Raw genomic sequence first — 23022 nt, 5'->3', positions numbered from 1 at the left:
GGTCGGCCGCCCCCCCCCCCCCCCGCGCGGGCGCCCCCCCCCCCCCCCCCCGCCCCGCCCCCCCCCCCCCCCCCCCCCCCCCCCCCCCCCCCCCCCCCCCCCGCTGCCAGTTGACGCGTCCGTGGCGTCGTGTGTCGGTCAGACCTCCACGACGACCGGCAGGATCATCGGCCTGCGGCGATACGTGTCGGAGACCCACTTGCCCAGTGTGCGGCGGATGAGTTGCTGCAGCTGGTGGGGCTCCACCACGCCGTCCTGGGCGGAGCGTTCGAGAACCTCGGTGATCTTCGGGATCACGGCGGCGAAGGCCGAGTCCTCGATTCCCGAGCCGCGCGCCTGGACGTGCGGGCCGCCCGTGATCTTGCCCGTGGACGAGTCCATGACCACGAAGACCGAGATGATGCCCTCGTCTCCGAGGATCTTGCGGTCCTTCAGCGCCGGCTCGCGGACGTCGCCGACCGAGAGACCGTCGACGTAGACGTATCCGGCCTGGACCTTGCCCGAGATCTTCGCCTTGCCCTCGACGAGGTCGACGACCACGCCGTCCTCGGCGATGACGATGCGGTCGTGCGGGACGCCGGTGAGGGCGCCCAGTTCGGCGTTGGCCCGCAGGTGGCGCCATTCACCGTGGACCGGCATCAGGTTCTTCGGCCGGCAGATGTTGTAGAAGTACAGCAGCTCGCCGGCCGAGGCGTGGCCCGAGACGTGGACCTTGGCGTTGCCCTTGTGGATGACGTTGGCGCCCCAGCGGGTCAGGCCGTTGATCACGCGGTAGACCGCGTTCTCGTTCCCCGGGATGAGCGACGACGCCAGGATGACCGTGTCGCCGTCGACGATGCGGATCTGGTGGTCGCGGTTGGCCATCCGGGACAGGGCCGCCATCGGTTCGCCCTGGGAACCCGTGCAGACCAGGACCACTTCGTGGTCGGGGAGGTCGTCGAGTGTCTTGACGTCGACCACCAGGCCCGGCGGGACCTTCAGATAGCCCAGGTCCCGGGCGATGCCCATGTTGCGGACCATCGAGCGGCCGACGAAGGCGACCCGGCGGCCGTATTCCTGGGCCGCGTCCAGGATCTGCTGGATGCGGTGGACGTGGCTGGCGAAGCTCGCCACGATGATCCGCTTGCGGGCGCCCGCGAAGACCTGGCGCAGGACGTTGGAGATGTCGCGCTCGGGCGGGACGAAGCCCGGGACCTCGGCGTTCGTCGAGTCGGCGAGGAGCAGGTCGATGCCCTCCTCGCTCAGCCGCGCGAACGCGTGCAGGTCCGTGAGGCGGTTGTCCAGCGGGAGCTGGTCCATCTTGAAGTCGCCGGTGTGCACCACCATGCCGGCCGGCGTGCGGATGGCCACGGCGAGAGCGTCCGGGATCGAGTGGTTGACCGCGATGAACTCGCAGTCGAAGGGGCCGACGCGCTCGCGGTGCCCCTCGGCCACCTCGAGGGTGTAGGGGCGGATCCGGTGCTCCTGGAGCTTCGCCTCGATGAGCGCGAGGGTCAGCTTGGAGCCGATCAGCGGGATGTCGGGCTTCTCGCGGAGGAGGAAGGGGACGCCGCCGATGTGGTCCTCGTGGCCGTGCGTGAGGACGATGCCGTCGATGTCGTCGAGACGGTCCCGGATCGACGAGAAGTCCGGCAGGATCAGGTCGATTCCGGGCTGCTCCTCCTCGGGGAACAGGACGCCGCAGTCGACGATGAGAAGACGGCCGCCGTACTCGAAGACCGTCATGTTTCGGCCGATTTCGCCGAGGCCGCCGAGCGGGGTGACCCGCAGGCCGCCCTCGGGGAGCGGCGGCGGCGAGCCGAGTTCAGGATGCGGATGACTCAAAAGACTCTCCTCACCACACGCGCCACGTACCGGTGGGCACGTGGCGCGCGTGACGTTCGTGCATGAGCAGTTGTCGTTGTGGGGTGCAGGCACCGGTGGCCTGCTTATTCAGTTGTGAAGCCTGTGGTGCCAAGTCTGTTGTCAGAGCTGTACCCCGCCGGCGGCAAGATCGATCTTGAGCTGGGCAATCTCCTCGGGCGTGCACTCGACCATGGGCGCGCGCAGGGGCCCCGCGGGCAGGCCCTGGAGGGCGAGGGCGGCCTTGGTCGTCATGACGCCCTGGGTGCGGAACATGCCCGTGTAGACCGGGAGCAGCTTCTGATGGATCTCGGTGGCCTTCTGTACGTCACCCGACACGAAGGCGTCGACGAGGGCGCGCAGGTCGGGCGTGACGACGTGGCCGACGACCGAGACGAAGCCGACCGCGCCTACGGAGAGCAGCGGCAGGTTCAGCATGTCGTCGCCGGAGTACCAGGCAAGGCCGGAGCGGGCAATGGCCCAGCTGGAGCGGCCGAGGTCGCCCTTGGCGTCCTTGTTGGCGACGATGCGCGGGTGCTCGGCGAGCCGGACGAGCGTCTCGGTGTTGATCGGGACGCCGCTGCGGCCGGGGATGTCGTAGAGCATGACCGGCAGTTCGGCGGCGTCGGCGACGGCCTTGAAGTGCCGATACAGGCCTTCTTGCGGGGGCTTGTTGTAGTACGGCGTGACGACGAGGAGGCCGTGCGCCCCGACCCTCTCGGCGGTCCGGGCCAGCTCGATGCTGTGGTGGGTGTCGTTGGTGCCGACGCCGGCGACCACGTGGGCCCGGTCGCCGACGGCCTCGAAGACCGCCCGTACGAGATCCGCTTTCTCCGCGTCGCTGGTGGTGGGGGACTCACCGGTGGTGCCGTTGATGATCAGGCCGTCGTTGCCTGCGTCCACCAGGTGGGTGGCGAGCCGCTGTGCGCCGTCGAGGTCGAGTGCGCCGTCCGCCGTGAAGGGCGTGACCATGGCGGTGAGGACCCTCCCGAAGGGGGTCTGCGGAGTCGAGGTCGGAGCCATGGGTAACACGCTACTCGCTGCTCAGTGTGCGGTCTGCCCTAGGGGTGCGGGATAAGTCAGGACAAATGCGGAGCCCGGTACTGCCTGCTCGGGGGTTCAAGCAGTACCGGGTCCGTTTGATCAGGCTAGATGAACTTCTCCAAATGCCGCAATACGGACACTTCGCGAGACTGACCCGTACGTCTGTGCCCTGTCGGGGAGATGGGATCCGCTACGGCGCCACACGGCCGTTCGCATTGAAGGCGGCGTACGTGAGCGGCATCAGCCTGGCCCACTCGGCCTCCATCTTCTCGCCGACCATCTCGATCTCGCGCTGCGGGAAGGACGGGACCTTCGCCAGCTCGTGCTGGGTGCGCAGGCCGAGGAAGTGCATCAGCGAGCGGGCGTTGCACGTGGCGTACATCGAGGAGAACAGGCCCACCGGCAGGACGGCGCGGGCGACTTCGCGGGCGACGCCGGCGGCGAGCATCTCCTGGTACGCCTCGTACGCCTGGCGGTACGAGTCCTCCATGGTGCCGGTGACCAGCGCCTGCTGCTCGGCGGTGCCCTCCACGAAGACGTACTTGCCCGGGCGGCCCTGCTGGACGAGCTTGCGGGAGGCGCCGGGGACGTAGAAGACCGGCTCCAGCTCGCGGTAGCGGCCCGACTCCTCGTTGTACGACCAGCCCACGCGGTGCCGCATGAACTCGCGGAAGACGAAGATCGGGGCACTGATGAAGAAGGTCATCGAGTTGTGCTCGAACGGGCTGCCGTGCCGGTCCCGCATGAGGTAGTTGATCAGGCCCTTGGAACGCTCCGGGTCCTTGTTCAGCTCCTCCAGGGACTGCTCGCCGACCGTCGAGACGCGGGCGGCGAACAGCACGTCCGCGTCCGACGCGGTGTGCTTGACCAGTTCGACGGTGACATCGCTGCGGAAGCTGGGTTTGAGGTCGTCGGCGGGGGTGTCGGTCACGGCGCGGGGGGTCCTTCCATCACGTCTCTCGGGCGGCGCCCACTCTACGGCCCGGCTCTGACAACGGGGCGTTCGGTGCCGGGTCGAGACATACGTCGGCGTTTTCTGTGAATTCGGTGAAACAGGGCACCTTTTGGGGCACTCGAGCGTCTATGTAGGTGCGAGTCACTTGTTCGGCTCCGAGGGGAGAAGTGCAGTCCATGTTCCGTCGTCGTGAGCCCGTCCCGTTCGCCTTCGTCGCCGAGGCCGACAGGTTCCGCGGCAATGTCGCTCCACCGCCCCGTGAGCGGGCGTCCTTCGGTCAGATGGCCGGGCGCTGGCTGCTGGGGCTGACCCTGGTCGCAGGGATAGCGGGCGCGCTGGTCCTCGGCATGCCGGCGCTGTCCACCGACACCCACGCACCGGCCCAGCAGTCACAGGCCTCCCAAGGGCGCTGACTCCATCGGACCCCCAAGGCTGGTGAGCTGGGACACAGCCGGATAACCTCACCGGGCACAGCCCACGTATGGAACGAGTGAGGACCAGCCGTGCCCCTGCCCTTCCTGACGGCCGACCGAGCTTTCGAGACAGCCGACGATCTCGCGCTGCCGCACCACGACCGCGACCGCTGGCAGCGGCCCTACCGGCCCGGCCCCTGGCGCGTGGGCGCCGCGGCGCTGTGGCTGCTGCTCGCCTCGTTCGTGCTGTTCGCCGCGGTCATCATCGCGTTCACCGCGTCGGCAGCCGAGGCCGCCGTGGTCTTCGGCATCGCGCTGGCCGTCATCGTGGGCGCGCTGCGGCTGCTGCGCGTGGGTGCCTGGGTGAGTACGCGCGGGCTGCGCCATGTGGGCTTCTTCGGCACGCGAACGACGCCCTGGGACCAGGTCGTCGACGTGCGCACGGTGCAGCAGCCGGTGCGCTGGCTCGGGCTGCCGCGCACGGTGCAGGGACAGGCGCTGATCCTCGTCCGCGGGGGCCGTGCCGAGCAGGACACATCGATGCTGATGACCACGCACAACGCCGATTTCCTGGCACGGCACGGGTCGTTCGACCGGGCCGCGGACATGATCGAGGCGTGGGCGGCGGAGAACGGGCGGCACTGACCCGACGCTGACGACGGTCACGTCGAAGGGGCCCACGAGGGGCTAGGCTCCGGCCGGCTTGCCGTCGTGAAGTGCGATCGCCCGCTGCATCGCCTTGCGGGCCCGTGGGGTGTCGCGGGCGTCGTGGTAGGCGACCGCGAGCCGGAACCAGCTGCGCCAGTCCTCGGGAGCCGACTCCGCCTCGGCCTTGCGCTTGGCGAAGACCTCGTCGGCCGAGTCACGGTCGATCCGCCCGGAGGCCGTGCGTTCGAGCTCGTCGACGGGCAGACCGCCCTCGGCGTCGAGCTCGGCGGCGAGGGCGTTGGCCTTGCGGACGAACTGGGTGTTCTTCCACAGGAACCACAGGCCGATCACCGGAAGGACCAGCACCGCCACGCCGAAGGTGACGGTCAGCAGCGTGCCGGACTGGATGAGCATGACGCCGCGGCTGCCGACCAGGACGAAGTAGAAGACCAGGACGGCGGCCGTGATGACGTAGGAGATCTTCGCGCGCATGACGGTCGGTCGCTCAGCCCAGGTCCAGGAAGTGTTCCAGGCCGAAGGTCAGGCCCGGGGTCGTCACCACGCGGCGGGCGCCGAGCAGGATGCCCGGCATGAAGCTGCTGTGGTGCAGGGAGTCGTGGCGGACCGTCAGCGTCTCGCCCTCGCCGCCGAGCAGGACCTCCTGGTGGGCGAGGAGCCCGCGCAGGCGGACGGCGTGCACCGGGACGCCGTCGACGTTCGCGCCGCGCGCGCCGTCCAGGGCCGTCTCGGTGGCGTCCGGCGCGGGCGCCGAGCCGGCCTTCCTGCGGGCCTCGGCGATCAGCTGGGCCGTGCGCGTGGCGGTGCCGGAGGGGGCGTCCACCTTCTTCGGGTGGTGCAGCTCGACGACCTCGACGGACTCGAAGTAGGGCGCGGCGATCTGCGCGAACTTCATGGTGAGGACGGCGCCGATGGAGAAGTTGGGCGCGATCAGCACACCGGTCCGCGGGGAAGCGGCCAGCCATCCCGTGAGCTGCGTGAGGCGCTCGTCGGTCCAGCCCGTCGTACCGACGACCGCGTGGATGCCGTGGCCCACGCAGTACTCGAGGTTGGCCATCACCGAGTCGGGGGTGGTCAGTTCGACGACCACCTGGGCGCCGGTCTCCGCGAGCGTCTCCAGCTTGTCGCCCCGGCCGAGCGCGGCCACCAGCTCCATGTCCCCGGCCGCCTCGACGGCCCGGACCGCCTCGGAGCCGATGCGCCCCTTCGCACCGAGGACCGCCACGCGCAGCTTGCTCATGTCTCTTGCTTCCTTACGGGAGTTACCGACGACGGATGTCAGGCGACGGCGTCCTGCAGACGGGACGCCTGCTTGTCCTTGAGCGGGCCGATGACCGACAAGGATGGCCGCTGTCCCAGGATGTCGCGGGCGACCGCGCGGACGTCGTCCGGGGTGACCGACGCTATCCGGGTCAGCATGTCGTCGACGGACATCTGCTCGCCCCAGCACAGCTCGCTCTTGCCGATACGGTTCATCAGCGCGCCGGTGTCCTCGAGGCCCAGGACGGTGGAGCCCCGGAGCTGGCCGACGGCGCGGCCGATCTCCTCGTCGGTCAGGCCGTGCTCCGCGACGTGGTCGAGCTCGTCGCGGCAGATCTTCAGCACGTCGTGGACCTGCGAGGGCCGGCAGCCGGCGTAGACGCCGAACAGGCCGCAGTCGGCGAAGCCGGAGGTGTACGAGTACACGCTGTAGGCCAGGCCGCGCTTCTCGCGGACCTCCTGGAACAGGCGGGAGGACATGCCGCCGCCGAGGGCGGTGTTCAGCACGCCGAGGGCCCAGCGGCGGTCGTCCGTGCGGGCCAGGCCGGGCATGCCGAGGACGACGTGCGCCTGTTCGGTCTTGCGGCCGAGCAGTTCGACGCGGCCCGAGGTGCGGATCGAGCGGCGGCCGTCGCGCGGGGCGATCGGGGTGGCACCGGCGTCGCCGAGGGCGCCCGCCTTCTCGAAGGCGGCACGGACCTGCCGTACGACCTTGCTGTGGTCGATGTTGCCCGCGGCGGCCACGACCAGGTGGGTCGGGTCGTAGTGCTTGCGGTAGAAGCGGCGGATGCGGTCCGCGGTGAGGGCGTTGACCGTGTCGACCGTGCCGAGGACCGGGCGGCCGAGGGCGTTGTCGCCGAACATCGTGTGCGCGAACAGGTCGTGCACACAGTCGCCCGGGTCGTCCTCGGTCATGGCGATCTCTTCGAGGATCGCGCCCCGCTCGACGTTGACGTCCTCTTCGAGGATGAGCGAGCCCGTCAGCATGTCGCAGACGACGTCTATGGCGAGGGGCAGGTCGGTGTCGAGCACGCGCGCGTAGTAGCACGTGTACTCCTTCGCCGTGAACGCGTTCATCTCGCCGCCCACCGCGTCGACCGCGGCGGAGATGTCCAGCGCGGACCGGCGCCCGGTGCCCTTGAAGAGCAGGTGCTCCAGGTAGTGCGTGGCGCCGTTCAGAGCGGGGGTCTCGTCGCGGGAGCCGACGTTCGCCCAGATGCCGAAGGTCGCGGAGCGGACCGAGGGCAGGGTCCCGGTGACGATGCGCAGGCCGCCCGGGAGGGTGGTCTTGCGGACCGTGCCGATGCCGTTCTCACCCTTGATGAGGGTTTGGGTACGGGCGACGGCCCGCGCCTCCGAGGAGGTGCGGGCCGTCGCCTTGAAGCCACGGGGCGTCACTTGTCGCCGTCGTCCTTCTTGTCGTCGCCGTCTTCGCCCTCGATCACCGGGATCAGGGAGAGCTTGCCGCGGGAGTCGATCTCGGCGATCTCGACCTGGACCTTCTGGCCCACACCGAGGACGTCCTCGACGTTCTCCACGCGCTTGCCGCCGGCGAGCTTGCGGATCTGCGAGATGTGCAGCAGACCGTCCTTGCCCGGGAGCAGCGAAACGAACGCACCGAAGGTGGTCGTCTTCACGACCGTGCCCAGGTAGCGCTCGCCGACCTCCGGCATGGTCGGGTTGGCGATGCCGTTGATCGTCGTACGGGCGGCCTCGGCGGCCGGGCCGTCGGCGGCACCGATGTAGATGGTGCCGTCGTCCTCGATCGTGATCTCGGCGCCGGTGTCCTCCTGGATCTGGTTGATCATCTTGCCCTTGGGGCCGATGACCTCGCCGATCTTGTCCACGGGGATCTTGACGGTGATGATCCGCGGGGCGTTCGGGGACATCTCGTCCGGCGTGTCGATCGCTTCCATCATCACGTCGAGGATGTGGAGGCGGGCGTCACGGGCCTGCTTGAGGGCCGCGGCCAGGACGGAGGCCGGGATGCCGTCCAGCTTGGTGTCCAGCTGGAGGGCGGTCACGAACTCCTTGGTGCCGGCGACCTTGAAGTCCATGTCGCCGAAGGCGTCCTCCGCACCGAGGATGTCGGTGAGGGCGACGTAGTGCGTCTCGCCGTTGATCTCCTGGGAGATCAGGCCCATGGCGATACCGGCGACCGGGGCCTTCAGCGGCACACCGGCGTTCAGCAGCGACATGGTGGAGGCGCAGACCGAGCCCATGGACGTCGAGCCGTTGGAGCCGAGGGCCTCGGACACCTGACGGATCGCGTACGGGAACTCCTCGCGCGTCGGCAGGACCGGCACGATGGCGCGCTCGGCGAGCGCGCCGTGGCCGATCTCGCGGCGCTTGGGGGAACCCACGCGGCCGGTCTCACCGACGGAGTACGGCGGGAAGTTGTAGTTGTGCATGTAGCGCTTGCGGGTCACCGGGGAGAGCGTGTCCAGCTGCTGCTCCATCCGGAGCATGTTGAGGGTGGTGACGCCCAGGATTTGGGTCTCGCCACGCTCGAACAGCGCCGAGCCGTGCACGCGCGGGATGGCCTCGACCTCGGCGGCGAGCGTACGGATGTCCGTGACGCCGCGGCCGTCGATGCGCTTCTTCTCCTTGATGACGCGCTCACGGACCAGGGACTTGGTCAGCGAGCGGTACGCGGCGGAGATCTCCTTCTCGCGGCCCTCGAACTCCGGCAGGAGCTTCTCGGCGGCCAGACCCTTGACGCGGTCCAGCTCGGCCTCGCGTTCCTGCTTGCCCGCGATCGTCAGCGCGGAGGTGAGCTCCGGCTTGACGGCGGCGGTCAGCGCCTCCAGGACGTCGTCCTGGTAGTCGAGGAAGACCGGGAACTCGCCGGTCGGCTTGGCGGCCTTGGCGGCGAGGTCGGCCTGGGCCTTGCAGAGCACCTTGATGAAGGGCTTGGCGGCGTCCAGACCGGAGGCGACGACCTCCTCGGTCGGCGCCTCGGCGCCGCCCTGGACCAGCTGGATCGTCTTGTCGGTGGCCTCGGCCTCGACCATCATGATCGCGACGTCGCCGTCCTCGAGGACGCGACCGGCGACGACCATGTCGAAGACGGCGTCCTCGAGCTCGGTGTGCGTCGGGAACGCGACCCACTGGCCGTTGACCAGGGCGACGCGGACGCCGCCGATCGGGCCGGAGAAGGGCAGGCCGGCCAGCTGCGTGGACGCGGAGGCGGCGTTGATGGCCACGACGTCGTACAGGTGGTCGGGGTTGAGCGCCATGATCGTGGCGACGACCTGGATCTCGTTGCGCAGGCCCTTCTTGAAGGACGGGCGCAGCGGGCGGTCGATCAGACGGCAGGTGAGGATCGCGTCCTCGGAGGGGCGGCCCTCACGGCGGAAGAAGCTGCCGGGGATCTTGCCGGCGGCGTACATCCGCTCCTCGACGTCCACCGTCAGCGGGAAGAAGTCGAGCTGGTCCTTGGGGTTCTTGGAGGCGCTGGTGGCCGACAGCACCATGGTGTCGTCGTCCAGGTACGCCACGGCGGAGCCGGCGGCCTGCTTGGCCAGGCGGCCCGTCTCGAAGCGGATCGTGCGGGTGCCGAAGGAGCCGTTGTCGATGACGGCCTCGGCGTAGTGGGTCTCGTTCTCCACTAGCGTTTTCTCCTCGTCTTCGTCCCTCCTCGCCCGTGTGGCGGGGGGACGCTTGCGGAGAAGCGCTCCGTCTGGTGCGGGCCGGTCTTCGATCGAAGCACCCGGGGCTCACATCTCCCGGGGGCCACTACCGAGGACCGGCGGCGGCGAGGCGGCGCTTCTCCTCGTTCGTCTTGTGACGGTGGCCTGCCCCTATGGGCACGACCCGTCACTCTGTGTCGTACGTATTGCGTTGTGCTACCACACTACAAAGCGGCGGTGACACTCCGCACGTTTCCGTATGTACGGCAAAGGGAGCGGTCCCCACACCCGCGGGAACCGCTCCCTTCACGGCGTCTTACTTGGCGCCCGCCGCACCGCGGCGGATGCCCAGGCGGTCGACCAGCGCACGGAAGCGCTGGATGTCCTTCTTCGCCAGGTACTGCAGCAGGCGACGGCGCTGACCGACCAGGATCAGCAGACCACGGCGGGAGTGGTGGTCGTGCTTGTGGGTCTTGAGGTGCTCGGTCAGGTCCGAGATCCGGCGCGAGAGCATGGCGACCTGGACCTCGGGGGAGCCGGTGTCACCCTCCTTCTGACCGAACTCGGTGATGATCTGCTTCTTCGTAGCGGCGTCGAGCGACACTCGTACTCCTCGTGGTCTTCTTGATGGCCTTCGAGTGCCCCCGGTCTTTGTCTCGGGGGAGCTTCCGTAACTCGGGAGGCGGGGATCCGCTGGGCGCGGCCTCCAGAGCCTGCAGGTCTCCTGCGTTGGCTCCGGGGGTGCGTACACAAACGGCCGTCCATCAGGGTACCAGCCAGTCAGGGGCGCCTCGGCCAAGGTCCACGAAGCCGGGTGGAAGCCGGAAGAAAGCCCGAAAGCCTCGCAGGCGCCCGCACTAGTGTGAGCGCACAGATCGTTCGCGTGCGCCGGGAACGCGTACGCAGGGAAGGGGTCGCTGCGCATGGCGGAGACGGAAGAGCAGATCAAGGCGCGCAAGGCGCGGGAGCGGGACGAGCTGTACGCCCTGGACATCTCCGGCGTGACGTGGCAGAGCGCGCCCGGCACGGAGGAGCACGAGGAGCGGGTCGAGATCGCCTACCTTCCCGACGGCGCCGTGGCCATGCGCTCCTCGCTCGACCCCGGCACCGTGCTGCGCTACACGGAGGCCGAGTGGCGTGCCTTCGTCCTCGGCGCGCGGGACGGCGAGTTCGACCTGGATCCCGCGCCGCGCAACGGGGGCCGGGCGGCCGAGGCGTAGTCCCGGTGCACGACGGGGCGGGGACCGCCCCGTCGTGCACCACACAGGTCCCCGGTCACTTCGCCCACGTCGCCTACGTGGCCCACTTCGCCTACTTCGCCGCGTTGCTCTCGATGCCGAGCACGAGGTACACCCACCGGGGCTGCCCCTTCGCGGGGCCGTCGACCTTCTTGACGCCGAAGAAGAGGCGCCCGTCCTCGACGACGATGTCGTTGTACTCCGTCATCGTCATCAACTCGGCCTCCTGGGGCAGCTCGTAGTAGAAGTACGGCGTCTCCCTGCCCGTCCCCGGGTCCAGGGCGACCAGCGCCGAGGGCGTGATGTGGTCGTCGGTCTGGCGCAGGGCGAGGAGCCGGCCTCCGCTCATCCGTACGGGGTACAGCAGCGAGCCGGCGCCGGAGTCGAACTTCTTGGTGGTGTTCCCGGTCGCCAGGTCGAAGCCGATGATCCAGTTGGAGTTGGCCTTGTCGCCCGACTCCTTGCTGCGCAGGAAGACCTGGCCGTCGCCCACCGCGATGGTCGGGCAGTCGTCGATGGCGAGGTAGTCGTCGTAGGAGCACTCGCCCACGTAAGTGCCGCTCTGGAGGCGGATCGTGGCGCGGTTCCTGCCCTCGTCGTCCAGGGAGAGCAACTCGGAGATGCCGATCTGGCCGGCCTGGACGGCGAGGACGGCCGGTTTCGCGGACGGGATGTCGAGATCCCGGATGCCCTTCGCGGCGGAGTAGGTCCACAGGACCTTGCCCGTCCTCGGGTCGACCTTGCGCGCCTTGTAGGTGACGGCGTCCGTCGAGTCGGCGGGGGCGTCGTCGTGCCAGCACTGCTGACGGACGAGCAGCGCGCCACCGCCGGCCGCGCCCATGTCCTGGCAGGAACCGGTCGACGTCGTACGCCACAGCCGCCGTCCGGTGTCCATGCTGTAGCCGTCCGTGCCGCCGCCCCAGGTGACGGCGACCGTGCCGTGCGCCAGGGTCACGCTCGGGGTGTCCTGGTCGTCGCCGCCGGTCGCGAGGCCCTGCGCGTCCCCGTACTTGGAGTAGGGGAAGTCGGTCTCCCAGATCTCGCGGCCGTCGTCGAGGTCGAAGAAGGCGACGTGGTTGCAGTACGCACCGCCCCGGTCGTTGGCGCGGAAGAGGACGGCGGTGCGGTTCTCGCCCGTCACATGGCGGGTGTAGCCGCATATCGGGCCGTCGAGGGGGAGCTTCCACCTCTCGTCGCCCGGGGAGGCGTCGGTACCGACGGACAGGCCGATGACGGTCTTGTTGATGCCCTTGGCGAGGATCCTGTCCGTGGCCCACATGCCGGGCATCTCGTAGTGCTCGCCCGGGCTCATGTCGTCCACCGAGAAGCGGAAGGCCATCTTTCCGGTGGTGCTCGCGGGCCGCCGCTCGACGGTCTCCCGGACGTCGAGCCGGCTCTGGCCGGCGGCGACCGGCTTGTCCGTCTTCGTACCGCTGGCACCGCCCCACAGGAGCCGGCCGCCCGTGCCCACCGCCGCGACGAGGACGGCCAGGAGCGGCAGCAGCAGCCACTTCCGGCGGCGCCTCGTCTCCTGCGTCCCCGCGTTCAGGGCGGACTGGGTGTACATCGAGGGGGGCGGGCCGAAGCTCACGCTGACATCCTTTTCCTGTGCAGCGGTCACGGAGAATTCTGCGAAGTGGTCACGGAAGCGGCCCCTATTTTGCCGGGCGGCGTGATCACCTACTCGCGCGGGTGAGGTCCGCGCGCGCCAGGAGCCTTGTGCGGTACGGCAGTTCGGGGATCGCGGGTGACCGCTTCCCTTCACGTTGTGTGCGCGGAGTTCACGGACTGCGCCCGATTTGTTCACCAATACGTGGGCTGCGTAAGCCACTTCTGCGCTGGTTGTGACGTACCGGTCAGTCGCTCATGGGTGGGCGGGCCTGCCGGGATGACGCTTCTGGTGATTAGGCTGGGAGTGTGCGCGTCGCCAGAGCCATGGACCAGGCGGCGGCGGCTCAGGGGGAAAGCCGGTGGAATCGGACGACCTCAGAACGACACAGGACGACAAGCAAGGGTCGCCCCAGCACGCCATGAGGGTGCTCGAGCACACCAGGAGGAATTGTGAGCAGCGATCGGGACGGGATCCGCGGGGGCTGGGCCACACCCGGCGATGACCAGCCCGACGCGGAGTCCGCCGTCGAGACGACGGGCGAATTCACCATCGACTACGCGCCGCCCGCTTGGTACACGCAGAACGCGTCCGAGGGCGCGGGCGGTAGCGATGACGCTGCTTCCGAAGGCACGCCGTCCGGGGGTACGGCACCGGCGGCGGGCGGTGCGTCCGGTGCCGGCGCGGGGCGGCCCGGGGCCGCGCCAGGGGCTCCGTCCGCTTCGGGGTCTCCCTCCGACTTCTCGCTCTCCTCTCTGCCGGGGCTGACTCCGCCGGCTCACTCGATGCCGAGGCCGGTCGCGTCCGACGGTCCGGCATCCGCGCCGGCACCGGCTCCTGGGGCACCGTTCACGCCTCCTCCGCCCGCGCCTGCGCCCGGGGCGCCCTTCACGCCTCCCGCGGCGGCACCCGCGCCGGGGGCGCCGTTCACGCCGCCTGCGCCTGCGCCCGCGCCTGGCGCGCCCTTCACGCCTCCTGCGCCGTCTGTACCGGTCGCTCCGCCGGCCCCGCCCACACCGCCCGCGCCGCCGAGCGGTGGGCCCGGTGCGGTGCCCAAGCTTCCGGTGGGGAGCGGGTTCGAGCCTCAGCGGGAGGCTGCGGCTTCCGCTGGATCCGCGCAGACCGCTCCCGAGGAGGAGCCCGCGAACGGCGATCTGGAGAGCGGCGCCACCATGCGGTTCTCCTCCGTCGCGCTGAAGCGGGAGATCGCGGAACGCGCCGCCGCCGCCGAGGCGGAGGCCAAGCTGTGGCAGCCGGGCGGGGCCGACGCGCAGAGCACGGCTCCCGACGAGGCCGAGGGTGACGACGCCGAGGTCACGGACGTGCCTGAGGCCGTGGCTGCGACTACGGACCCGGACACGGAGACCGACGCCGAGGGTGCGGCCGTCAATGCCGACGAAGGCAACGACGGCGAGGCGTCCGGCTCGGCCGACGTGACCGACTCGGCCGACGCGTCCGGCCCAGCCGACGTTACCGACTCGGCCGACGCCTCTGACTCGGCCGACGTGACCGAACTCCCCGTGGCCACCGATGAGTCGGCGGAGGGCGAGGACGACTCCGCCGAGGAGGGCGTCGCGGAGCCCGCGGCGGTCACGTCCGAGGACGACGGTTCCCGGGCGGAGGACGAGGCAGCCCCGGCGGAGGCCGAGGCCGAGGCGGAAGTCGAGACCGAGGCCGAGCCCGCCGACGTGGTGGCCGAGGACGCGGTGCCCGAGCGCGCCGAGCCCTCCGATGCCGTACCCGCGGACGCGGCATCCGCGGACGCGGCATCCGAGGACGCGGCATCCGAGGACGGCGAGCCCCAGGACGCGGCCCCTCAGGGAGACGAGCCGCGGGACGCCGTGCCGAGCCCGGCCGGCGCCCCGCAGGACGCGCCGCCCGCCTGGACTCCCCCGCCGGCGCCGCAGGGCGGACTACCGCCGTTGCCGCCGTCGTACCAGCCCGCCGCGCCCGCTCCCGCCGCCCACTGGCCCGCACAGACGCAGCAACCGCAGCAACCCCCGCAGCCGTCTCCCCCGGCGCCCGCGACGCAGCAGCCCGCGGCCGCCGCGCCGGGCCTGCCGCCCGTGCCGCCGCAGCAACAGCCGCCGCAGCAGCCGCACTTCCAGCCGCAGGCCCCGCAGCCGGCGCCCGCGGCCTGGAACCAGCCGCCCGCCCCCGCGCCCAACCCGCAGGGCGGCTACGGCTTCCCGCAGCCCGGCGACGCCCCGACCCCGGCGCCAAACACACCCGGCGGCTACGGCTTCCCGAACCCGGGCACCCCCGCACCCACGGCACCGCCGACCCCCAACTCCCCCGCCCAGCCCGGCGACACCGCACCCCCCGCGCCCAACACACCCGGCGACTACGGCTTCCCGAACCCAGGCACCCCCGCACCCACGGCACCGTCGGCCCCCAACTCCCCCGCCCAGCCCGGTGGTTACGGTTTCCCGCAGCCCCCGGCACCGCCGGCACAGCCCCATCCCGGCGTGCCCCCGCAGCCTCAGCCCCAGGCGCCGGCACAGGCACCCCAGCCCACCCCACCCGCGCCCAACCCGCAGGGCGGCTACGGCTTCCCGCAGCCCCCGGCGCACCCCGGCGCCGCCCCGCAGGGTCAGCCGCAACCCGACCCGCGGGCACCGCAGGCCGCCCCGCCTGCCCCCAACACGCCTGGTGGCTACGGCTTCCCGCAGCCCCCGGCCCAGCCCGGCGCCGCCCCGCAGGGTCAGCCCCAGCCGAACCAGCAAGCCCCGCAGGCGCCGCAGCCGCCCGTGGACCCGCGGGCCGGGGCCGCCTGGCCGCAGCCCGTGCAGCACGACCAGCGGCAGGTGACCAACCCCGGTGCCGCGCCGCTGGGTTACACGGCCGCCGTGGAGCTGTCCTCGGACCGGCTGATCAACAAGAAGCAGAAGGCGAAGAGCGGGCGCCCCGCGGCCGCGCCGAGCCGGTTCAAGCTCGGCGGGAAGAAGGAAGAGGCCGAGCGCAACCGCAAGCTCGAGCTGATCCGGACGCCCGTCCTGTCCTGCTACCGGATCGCGGTCATCAGCCTCAAGGGCGGCGTGGGCAAGACCACGACCACCACCGCGCTCGGCTCCACGCTCGCCACCGAGCGCCAGGACAAGATCCTCGCGATCGACGCCAACCCGGACGCCGGCACCCTCGGCCGCCGGGTGCGCCGCGAGACCGGGGCCACCATCCGTGACCTCGTCCAGGCGATCCCGTACCTCAACTCGTACATGGACATCCGGCGGTTCACCTCGCAGGCGCCGTCCGGGCTCGAGATCATCGCCAACGACGTCGACCCGGCCGTCTCCACGACGTTCAACGACGAGGACTACCGGCGCGCGATCGATGTGCTCGGCAAGCAGTACCCGGTCATCCTCACCGACTCCGGCACCGGTCTGCTCTACAGCGCGATGCGCGGCGTGCTCGACCTCGCCGACCAGCTCATCATCATCTCGACGCCGTCGGTGGACGGTGCGAGCAGCGCCAGTACGACGCTGGACTGGCTGTCCGCGCACGGGTACGCCGACCTGGTGTCGAGGTCCCTCACCGTCATCTCCGGTGTCCGTGAGACCGGAAAGATGATCAAGGTGGAGGACATCGTCAGCCACTTCGAGACGCGCTGCCGCGGTGTCGTGGTGGTGCCTTTCGACGAGCACCTCGCCGCCGGTGCCGAGGTCGACCTCGACATGATGCGGCCCAAGGTACGGGAGGCGTACTTCAACCTCGCGGCGATGGTCGCCGAGGACTTCGTACGGCACCAGCAGATGCACGGCCTGTGGACGAGCGACGGCAACCCGCCGCCGGTCGCCGCCCCGCCGATGCCGGGCCGGCAGTACGCCCCCGGGCAGCAGGCCCCGGGCCGGCCGGGCCCGTACCCCCAGGCACCCCAGCCCGGCCAGGTGCCGTACCCGCAACCGGGTCAGCAGCCCTACCCGCAGCCGGGGCAGCCCTACGCCCAGCCGGCACAGCCGCCGGTCCAGCAGCCGCCCGCCCAGCCCGGGCAGCCGTACCCACCGCAGCCGGGAGCGCCCGAGCAGCCCGGTTACGGCTACCCGCAGGCCCCTCCCCCGCCGCAGCAGTAGCCGGTGGCACACGAAGGGCGGCCGGTGCCCACAGGCACCGGCCGCCCTTCGTCGTCGTGGCAGGAACTACTCGGCGGCGGCCACCAGTTCGCGGCACCGCTTCACGTCCTCGCCCATCTGCTCGAGCAGGGCCTCCAGCGAGTCGAACTTCGCCTGGCCGCGCACGAAGGCGAGGAAGTCGACGGCCACGTGCAGGCCGTAGAGGTCGAGGCCGACGCGGTCGATGGCGTACGCCTCCACCGTGCGCTCGGTGCCGTCGAACTGCGGGTTGGTGCCGACGGAGATCGCGGCCGGCATCGACTCGCCCTGGGCGTGCAGCCAGCCGGCGTAGACGCCGTCGGCGGGGATGGCGGTGTGGGGCAGCGTCTCGACGTTGGCCGTCGGGAAGCCCAGTTCACGGCCCCGCTGGGCGCCTCGCACCACCACGCCCTCGACACGGTGCGGACGGCCCAGGATCTCCGCCGCGCCCTCGAGGTCGCCCTCGGCGACCAGGCGCCGGGTCAGGGTGGAGGAGAAGGGCTCGCCGCCGCCCGCCTCCCCGCTGACGTACAGGTCGACGACCTCGACCTCGAAGTCGTAGACCTTGCCCTGCTCGACGAGGAACTCGACGTTGCCCGCGGCCTTGTGGCCGAAGCGGAAGTTGGGGCCTTCGACGACCGCCTTGGCGTGCAGCTTGTCGACCAGGACCTTGACCACGAAGTCGGCCGGCGACAGCTTCGAGAACTCGGTGGTGAAGGGGAGGATGAGGACCGCGTCCACACCCAGGCCGGCCATCAGCTCGGCGCGGCGGTGGTGCGGGGCGAGCAGCGGCGGGTGGCTGCCGGGGCGGACGACCTCGCTGGGGTGCGGGTCGAAGGTGACGACCACGGAGGGAACGCCCAGCTCACGCGCGCGCTCCACGGCATGCCGGATGATCAGCTGGTGACCGCGGTGGACTCCGTCGTAGGAGCCGATGGTGACGACGCTGCGCCCCCAGTCCTCGGGGATGTCCTCCATGCCACGCCAGCGCTGCACTGTGACCGCTCCTCGAACCCGTATCCGTATCTTTCGACCTCTTACGCAGGTCTAAGGGTGCCATGCCGGGCGCGGACCGCCCTCATCGGCATGGGGGCTGTGACCCGACGCACGCGGGAGCACAGCTCAGGCGGGCACGCGTACGCCCGAAAGGTTCTCGATCGTCCGGCGGGCGCTGGGGCCGACCACCGCCGCCCAGGCCTGCGGGGCGTCGGCCAGCCAGCCGGCCATGCGGGCGGCGAAGCCGGGGACGTGCCGGCCCAGGTCGACCAGTCCGCGGTCGAAACGGGTCGCGCCGTCCGGGGTGCGGACGAGGAGCATGCCGGTGCGGTGCACGAGGTCGCGCGCGTCGTCCCCTGAGCGCCGTCCCGTGGCGTGCAGCAGGGCGTCCAGGACGGCCGGAGCCTGCTCATGGGCCAGGAGGAAGTCGAGGAGCTCGCGGCGCAGCAGGCGGGAGGCGGGCGCGCCGGGGGCGGCGAGGACGGCGGCGAGCGCGGCCCGCACCTCTTCCGGGCCGCCGTCGAGGAGACCCGTGACCAGGGGCAGGAGCACGGCCCGGGCGGGCGGTCCCTGGTCGAGCCGCCGGTCGACGTAGGCGGCCACGTCCGCGGCGGTCTCCGGGTGCTCCCGCACCGCCTCGCGCACGAGGGCTGCGACCCTTCGCGCGAGCGAGGGCGTGGTGACGTCGGCGAGCGTGCGCAGCGCCCGCCCGGCGTCCGGCCTGCGCAGCCGCTCGCGGAAGGCGTCGAGGACCGGCTCCGGGTGCGTGGCCAGCGCGGGGACCAGTGCGCTCGGCGGGAAGCGCGGGTCGTCGGCCGCGAAGTGCCGCAGTGCCCGCGGGAGATGGCGGGCACGCGTGCGTGGATCGCGGACGAGGAGCGCGAGCGCACCGCCGTGCAGGGTGCAGTCGGCGGGGCGCGCGAGCAGGGCGAGGGCGGCGAAGCGCAGCAGTTCGCGGTCGGCCTCGGAACGGACGTGCGGCGCCGCGCACAGGCCGTACGCCACCGCCGCCACCCGCCGTGCGGGCCGCTCGTCGTGCGCCCACCGGTCGACGGCCCGGCACACCGCCGGGGGCTCGTCCTCGGCCAGCACGGCGAGCAGCTCGTCGGCCCGCCGGTGCGCACTCTCGACGAGCACCTCGGTGAGCTCGTCCAGGGCGAGATGCCGATGGGTGTGCAGCAGCGCCTGCGCCGCCTCCGCGACGCTCGCGTGCGGGGTAGCGGGCAGCGGCCGGTCGTCGTCGAACCAGAGCGTGAGAAGCGGCTGTACGACCGTGGGGTCGGCGGCCAGGAGGCGCGAGACGGCGTCCAGGAAACGGGGGCCGGTCTCCTGCGGGGGGCCGTCGGCGAGGAGAAGACGGCGGAGCAGGTCGAGGCGGCCGGCCTGCGGAAGGGCCAGGGCGGTCCAGAATCCGGGGCCGAAGGCGGCCAGGGCGTCGGGGACGGGACGTGAATCGCCTTGGTTTGCCGGGGAGTTCGGACCGTCCTGCCCACGCGTCGCCACCAGCCGCTCCACGAGGAGGTCCAGGACCTCCTCGTACGGTGTGGCGTCCGGTACGCGCAGCAGGGTCTCCGTGAGGAGGCGGGCGGCCCACCAGGACTGCGGGTCAGTGTCCAGGGCGTGCTCCAACTCCCGCAGCCGGTCGGCGAGTCGGCGGGGGCCGTGCTGCCGGGCGAGCAGGAGCAGGGCCTGTACGACGGGGCCGATGCGGTGGTGCGGGACGGAGAGGAGGCGGTCGCCGTCCGGGACGCGGCGGTGGACCAGGGCCTTGAGTGCCTCGTCCAGGTCGAGGTGCATGCCCTGGATCCAGTCGGCGAGCTCCTCGTGGGCGAAGCGGTAGCCGCCGCCCGCCGGGACCAGGAGGCCCTCGGTGAGTACGGCGGACGCCCAGCCGGTCCCGCCGCCGAGACGCGCGGGCGCCGGGCCCCAGGGGAACACCGCCTCGAACGTCTCCCGGTCCAGCTCGCCCTGCCCGGGGCCGAGGCTGCGGCGGGCGGCCTCGTGGACCTGTCCGGCGACCTTCGCGGCCAGGCGCCGTACGGCGGTGCCGCGCAGGCCGTTCTCCGCGGCCAGCCGGACGGCGACGCGCAGGCACATCAGGTCGAGGTGGGCGGCCAGGACGTCGTCGCGGTCCACGCGCGCGTGGGGGGCGTCGGGGAGGGCGGCGCGGACCTCCGAGAGCAGCCGCAGGATGAGGGGGTGGCAGGCGTCGGAGTCCGCCAGGGCGCCCTCGGGGATGCCGTACCGCGCGCGGGCCGTGCGCGCCTCGTCCGCCCGCAGGTCGCCGAGGCGCACGCACGGCGGCAGCCCTCCGGAGGCGGCCCCGCCGTACAGCGTCTCCTCCGGGAACTCCGCTCCCGCCCGCTCCCAGTACTCCGCCCGGCACGCCACCACGAGCCGCGCGCCCGTCTCCTCCAGCCGGTCCGCCGTCCCCCGCGTCCACTCGCGCAGGCGGTGGGCCAGCACGGGCGGCATCTCCTCGGGACCGTCCAGCAGGAGCAGCAGCGGGCGGCCCGCGGCCCGGGCCACCTCGGCCACGCGCTCCGGGGTGATGTCGCCGAGTTCGCCGGCCGGCCCGGACGCCGCGACGATCCGGGCGGCGCGCGTCAGCGCCCGGCGTGCCGCGTCCGCCACCGAGGCGTCGTCGTCCTTCAGGTCGGCGCCGCGCAGCCACAGGGTGGGGGCCGGTGCGGCACCTCGGGCGCGCCGGGCGGCGAGGGACGCGAGCTCCGTCGTACGGCCGCTGCCCGGTGCCCCGACAAGGCCGAGGACGGCGGCCGGGCCGCGGGCGAACGCGGCGAACTCCCGTGCCGTCACGTCTCGTTCGACCGGTTCGACGGCATCGCCCGTCCGTCCGGCGTGCGTCGCCAGTACTCCCGGCGGACCGTCCTGGCCCACCGATGTGGCGGTCAGCTCCAGGACGCCCGCCAGGTTGAGGTCGGCGCCGTACGCGGGCACCGTCGCCGCGTTCAGGGCGAGCAGGTGGGCGAGCGGGCCGCCGGGCGCGATGGGGGTCCCCCCGCTCGAGCGAAGCCGAGAATGGGTGCGGAGCGGGACGGCGAACCCGACGTCGCGGTGGCCGGAGTGCAGCGCGGTACCGAGGACGCCGATCACGGCGCCGGTCCGGGCGTCCAGCACCGGTCCCCCGGCCGCCCCACCGCCCAGCCGCAGCGCGTCGCGGCCGTCCGTGCCGATCGCCAACTCCATCGCCTCGTCGAGGAGATGGAAGCGGTCCGTCGCCGCGTACGTCACGGACGTCGCGTGGAGCACCCGTGCCTCGCGCCAGCATCCGGCGGCGATCCGCACGTACGTGCCCGACTCGACCCGGTCCCGCACCGTGACCGGCAGCGGGTCCACGTCCAGGCCCTCGGTGCGTACGAGGGCGAGGTCCAGGGCGGGCAGCGGGGTCACCGCGTCCGCGGTCACCAGGCAGGTGCGGTCGCCGGCGGCGTGCAGGACCAGCCGGGCGAGGCCGTCGACGGCCTCGTGGCTGGTGATCACGGTGCCGTGGTGGTCGGCCACGAAGCCGGTGCCGCGGGGGCGGCCGGCCAGGTCGTGGATGCGGACCACGGCGGCGTCCGGGACCGTAGAGTCCGCGGCACGCGCACGCCCGCTCCGCGCATCGTCCGTCTGCCGGTGTCCGCCCCCGGTCGCGCGCGGGCCCCGTCCCGCCATGGCCGAACCTCCCCGCCGTACACCTGTGCCCACCCTTCGACGGTAGGCGCGTGGTGATCAGCGGGACAGATCGCGGGGCGAACGCGCCCCCTTCCGCTCCCTCGGTTCACTCCGAGCGCCTGCCCGCACGGGTGAACAGGCGGCGGCCGGTGGATACACCCTAGGGGTGGGGGAACCGAGGGGGGACCGTGGAGCGGCGGCACAACCCCGTGATCGCCGCTCCACGGACACCCGGCCCCGATGTCCCTCGCGATGCCTCAGCCGAAGACGGCCAGGCTCTTCGCCTTGCCCTTCTGCTCCTCGACGAGCGCGAGCAGGCGCCCGTCGGCGTCGAAGACGGCCACGGCGCCGCCGCCGGCGTACATCTCGGGCATCTCGAGCCGTACGCCGTTGGTGAGCAGCCGGGCCCTGCGCTCGTCCACGTCCCAGCGCGGGAACGCGGCGGCGGCCGCCTCGGCGATCGGCAGCACGGCCAGCTCCTGCTGGAGCTGCTCCAGCGTCCGGGCGGTGTCCAGCTTGTACGGCCCGACGCGGGTGCGGCGCAGCGCCGTGAGATGGCCGCCGACGCCCAGATCGGCGCCCAGGTCCCGGGCCAGGGCCCGGATGTAGGTGCCGGAGGAGCAGACGACGGAGACCACGAGGTCGATCACCGGGGTGCCGTCCTCGGCGACGGCGTCCCGCATGTCGTACACCGCGAACGACGAGACGGTGACCGGCCGGGCCGGGATCTCGAAGTCCTCGCCCTCCCGGGCCCGCTTGTAGGAGCGCACGCCGTCGATCTTGATGGCGCTCACCTTCGACGGCACCTGCATGATGTCGCCGGTCAGCTTGGCGATCCCGGCGTCGACGGCCTCGCGGGTGACCTTCGAGGCGTCTCGCGACCCCGTGATCTCGCCCCCTGCGTCGTCCGTGACCGTCGTCTGCCCGAGACGGATCGTGCCCAGGTACTCCTTCTCGGTCAGCGCGAGGTGACCGAGCAGCTTGGTGGCCCGCTCGATGCCGAGCACGAGCACGCCCGTCGCCATGGGGTCGAGGGTGCCGGCGTGCCCGACGCGGCGGGTGCGGGCGATGCCGCGCATCTTGGCGACCACGTCGTGCGAGGTGAAGCCCGACGGCTTGTCGACGACGACAAGCCCGTCGGGCGTCCGGTTCTGCTGGGTCATTCGGCGGCGTCGTCCTCGTCCTCGCCCGGCTTCCTGTACGGGTCGGCCTCGCCCGCGTACGCGGCGCCGGCCGAGGTCTCGCGCACCTTCGCGTCGGACTGCCGCGCCTTGTCGAGGAGGTCCTCGATGGTGCGGGCGTTGTCCGGCAGGGCGTCGGCCACAAAGGTCAGCGTCGGTGTGAACTTCACGCCCGCCGCCGCGCCGACCGCGGAGCGCAGGACGCCCTTGGCGCTCTCCAGACCGGCGGCCGCGGCCGTCCGCTCCTCGTCGTCCCCGTACACCGTGTAGAAGACGGTCGCCTCCCGCAGATCCCCGGTGACCCGGGTGTCCGTGATGGTGACGTGCGAGCCGAGCCGCGGGTCCTTGATCCCACGCTGCAGCTTCTGGGCCACCACCTCTCGGATGAGGTCCGCCAGCCTCTTGGCACGCGCGTTGTCGGCCACT

The 23022-nt window shown here is 71.9% G+C and carries 17 protein-coding genes; 4 read left to right on the top strand and 13 right to left on the bottom strand.

Annotated elements, in window-relative coordinates; translation table 11 throughout:
* Nucleotides 1-138: 138 nt before the first annotated feature.
* The 3 genes from ACGFYN_RS18335 to thyX form a co-directional block, all read right to left on the bottom strand.
* Nucleotides 139-1824, bottom strand: a complete 1686-nt coding sequence (locus ACGFYN_RS18335; protein WP_393866838.1) for a ribonuclease J — start codon at nt 1822-1824, stop codon at nt 139-141.
* 141 nt (nt 1825-1965) lie between these two features.
* Entirely contained in the window at nt 1966-2865 is a 900-nt protein-coding gene (gene dapA, locus ACGFYN_RS18330) for a 4-hydroxy-tetrahydrodipicolinate synthase (RefSeq protein ID WP_393866837.1), read from the bottom strand.
* 211 nt (nt 2866-3076) lie between these two features.
* Nucleotides 3077-3817, bottom strand: coding sequence for an FAD-dependent thymidylate synthase (thyX, locus tag ACGFYN_RS18325; RefSeq protein ID WP_393866836.1), 741 nt, complete (start codon nt 3815-3817; stop codon nt 3077-3079).
* A 200-nt stretch (nt 3818-4017) separates the two neighbouring features.
* Here thyX and ACGFYN_RS18320 point away from each other — a divergent pair, with 200 nt between their 5' ends.
* Together ACGFYN_RS18320 and ACGFYN_RS18315 are read left to right on the top strand one after the other, a co-directional pair.
* Entirely contained in the window at nt 4018-4254 is a 237-nt protein-coding gene (locus tag ACGFYN_RS18320) for a hypothetical protein (RefSeq protein ID WP_393866835.1), read from the top strand.
* A 90-nt stretch (nt 4255-4344) separates the two neighbouring features.
* The gene (locus ACGFYN_RS18315) at nt 4345-4899 is read left to right on the top strand and encodes a PH domain-containing protein (RefSeq protein ID WP_393866834.1); all 555 of its coding nucleotides are present in this window, start codon (nt 4345-4347) and stop codon (nt 4897-4899) included.
* 42 nt (nt 4900-4941) lie between these two features.
* On the opposite strand, the gene ACGFYN_RS18310 is transcribed toward ACGFYN_RS18315, so the two are convergent.
* From ACGFYN_RS18310 to rpsO, 5 genes are all read right to left on the bottom strand, one after another.
* A complete protein-coding gene (locus ACGFYN_RS18310; protein WP_393866833.1) occupies nt 4942-5394 on the bottom strand; it encodes a hypothetical protein in 453 nt (150 codons plus the stop codon).
* Between the two features lie 13 nt (nt 5395-5407).
* On the bottom strand, nt 5408-6160 hold the full coding sequence (gene dapB, locus ACGFYN_RS18305) for a 4-hydroxy-tetrahydrodipicolinate reductase (RefSeq protein WP_393866832.1): 753 nt from the start codon (nt 6158-6160) through the stop codon (nt 5408-5410).
* Between the two features lie 38 nt (nt 6161-6198).
* A complete protein-coding gene (locus ACGFYN_RS18300) occupies nt 6199-7578 on the bottom strand; it encodes a M16 family metallopeptidase (RefSeq protein WP_393866831.1) in 1380 nt (459 codons plus the stop codon).
* Nucleotides 7575-9791, bottom strand: a complete 2217-nt coding sequence (locus ACGFYN_RS18295; RefSeq protein ID WP_393866830.1) for a polyribonucleotide nucleotidyltransferase — start codon at nt 9789-9791, stop codon at nt 7575-7577. The genes ACGFYN_RS18300 and ACGFYN_RS18295 overlap by 4 nt, the downstream gene beginning before the upstream one ends.
* A 337-nt stretch (nt 9792-10128) precedes the next feature.
* Nucleotides 10129-10416, bottom strand: a complete 288-nt coding sequence (gene rpsO / locus ACGFYN_RS18290) for a 30S ribosomal protein S15 (RefSeq protein ID WP_030945091.1) — start codon at nt 10414-10416, stop codon at nt 10129-10131.
* A 319-nt stretch (nt 10417-10735) separates the two neighbouring features.
* Here rpsO and ACGFYN_RS18285 point away from each other — a divergent pair, with 319 nt between their 5' ends.
* Nucleotides 10736-11032 carry a DUF397 domain-containing protein gene (locus ACGFYN_RS18285; protein WP_393866829.1) on the top strand — a complete coding sequence of 99 codons (297 nt, stop codon included), beginning with the start codon at nt 10736-10738 and terminating at the stop codon, nt 11030-11032.
* A gap of 91 nt (nt 11033-11123) precedes the next feature.
* On the opposite strand, the gene ACGFYN_RS18280 is transcribed toward ACGFYN_RS18285, so the two are convergent.
* Nucleotides 11124-12641, bottom strand: a complete 1518-nt coding sequence (locus ACGFYN_RS18280; RefSeq protein WP_393866828.1) for a PQQ-binding-like beta-propeller repeat protein — start codon at nt 12639-12641, stop codon at nt 11124-11126.
* 470 nt (nt 12642-13111) lie between these two features.
* Between ACGFYN_RS18280 and ACGFYN_RS18275 the strand changes: the two genes are divergently transcribed.
* Nucleotides 13112-16726: an SCO5717 family growth-regulating ATPase gene (locus tag ACGFYN_RS18275; protein ID WP_393866827.1), complete on the top strand. Its 3615-nt coding sequence runs from the start codon at nt 13112-13114 to the stop codon at nt 16724-16726.
* Between the two features lie 66 nt (nt 16727-16792).
* Here ACGFYN_RS18275 and ACGFYN_RS18270 read toward each other — a convergent pair whose 3' ends face one another.
* The 4 genes from ACGFYN_RS18270 to rbfA form a co-directional block, all read right to left on the bottom strand.
* On the bottom strand, nt 16793-17740 hold the full coding sequence (locus ACGFYN_RS18270; RefSeq protein ID WP_393866826.1) for a bifunctional riboflavin kinase/FAD synthetase: 948 nt from the start codon (nt 17738-17740) through the stop codon (nt 16793-16795).
* A 126-nt stretch (nt 17741-17866) separates the two neighbouring features.
* Complete coding sequence (locus ACGFYN_RS18265) at nt 17867-21415, bottom strand: trypsin-like peptidase domain-containing protein (protein WP_393866825.1); 3549 nt, start codon at nt 21413-21415, stop codon at nt 17867-17869.
* Nucleotides 21416-21672: 257 nt separating this feature from the next.
* Complete coding sequence (truB, locus tag ACGFYN_RS18260) at nt 21673-22578, bottom strand: tRNA pseudouridine(55) synthase TruB (RefSeq protein ID WP_393866824.1); 906 nt, start codon at nt 22576-22578, stop codon at nt 21673-21675.
* Complete coding sequence (rbfA, locus tag ACGFYN_RS18255) at nt 22575-23021, bottom strand: 30S ribosome-binding factor RbfA (RefSeq protein ID WP_393866823.1); 447 nt, start codon at nt 23019-23021, stop codon at nt 22575-22577. Before rbfA ends, truB begins: the two co-directional genes overlap by 4 nt.
* Nucleotide 23022 lies beyond the last annotated feature (1 nt).

Origin of the sequence: Streptomyces sp. NPDC048419 (genome assembly GCF_043200415.1) — a bacterium.
In the GTDB taxonomy this organism is placed as follows: Bacteria; Actinomycetota; Actinomycetes; order Streptomycetales; family Streptomycetaceae; genus Streptomyces.
The sequence above is the reverse complement of the archived record's forward strand: the minus strand, read 5'-3'. Positions and strand labels throughout refer to the sequence as shown.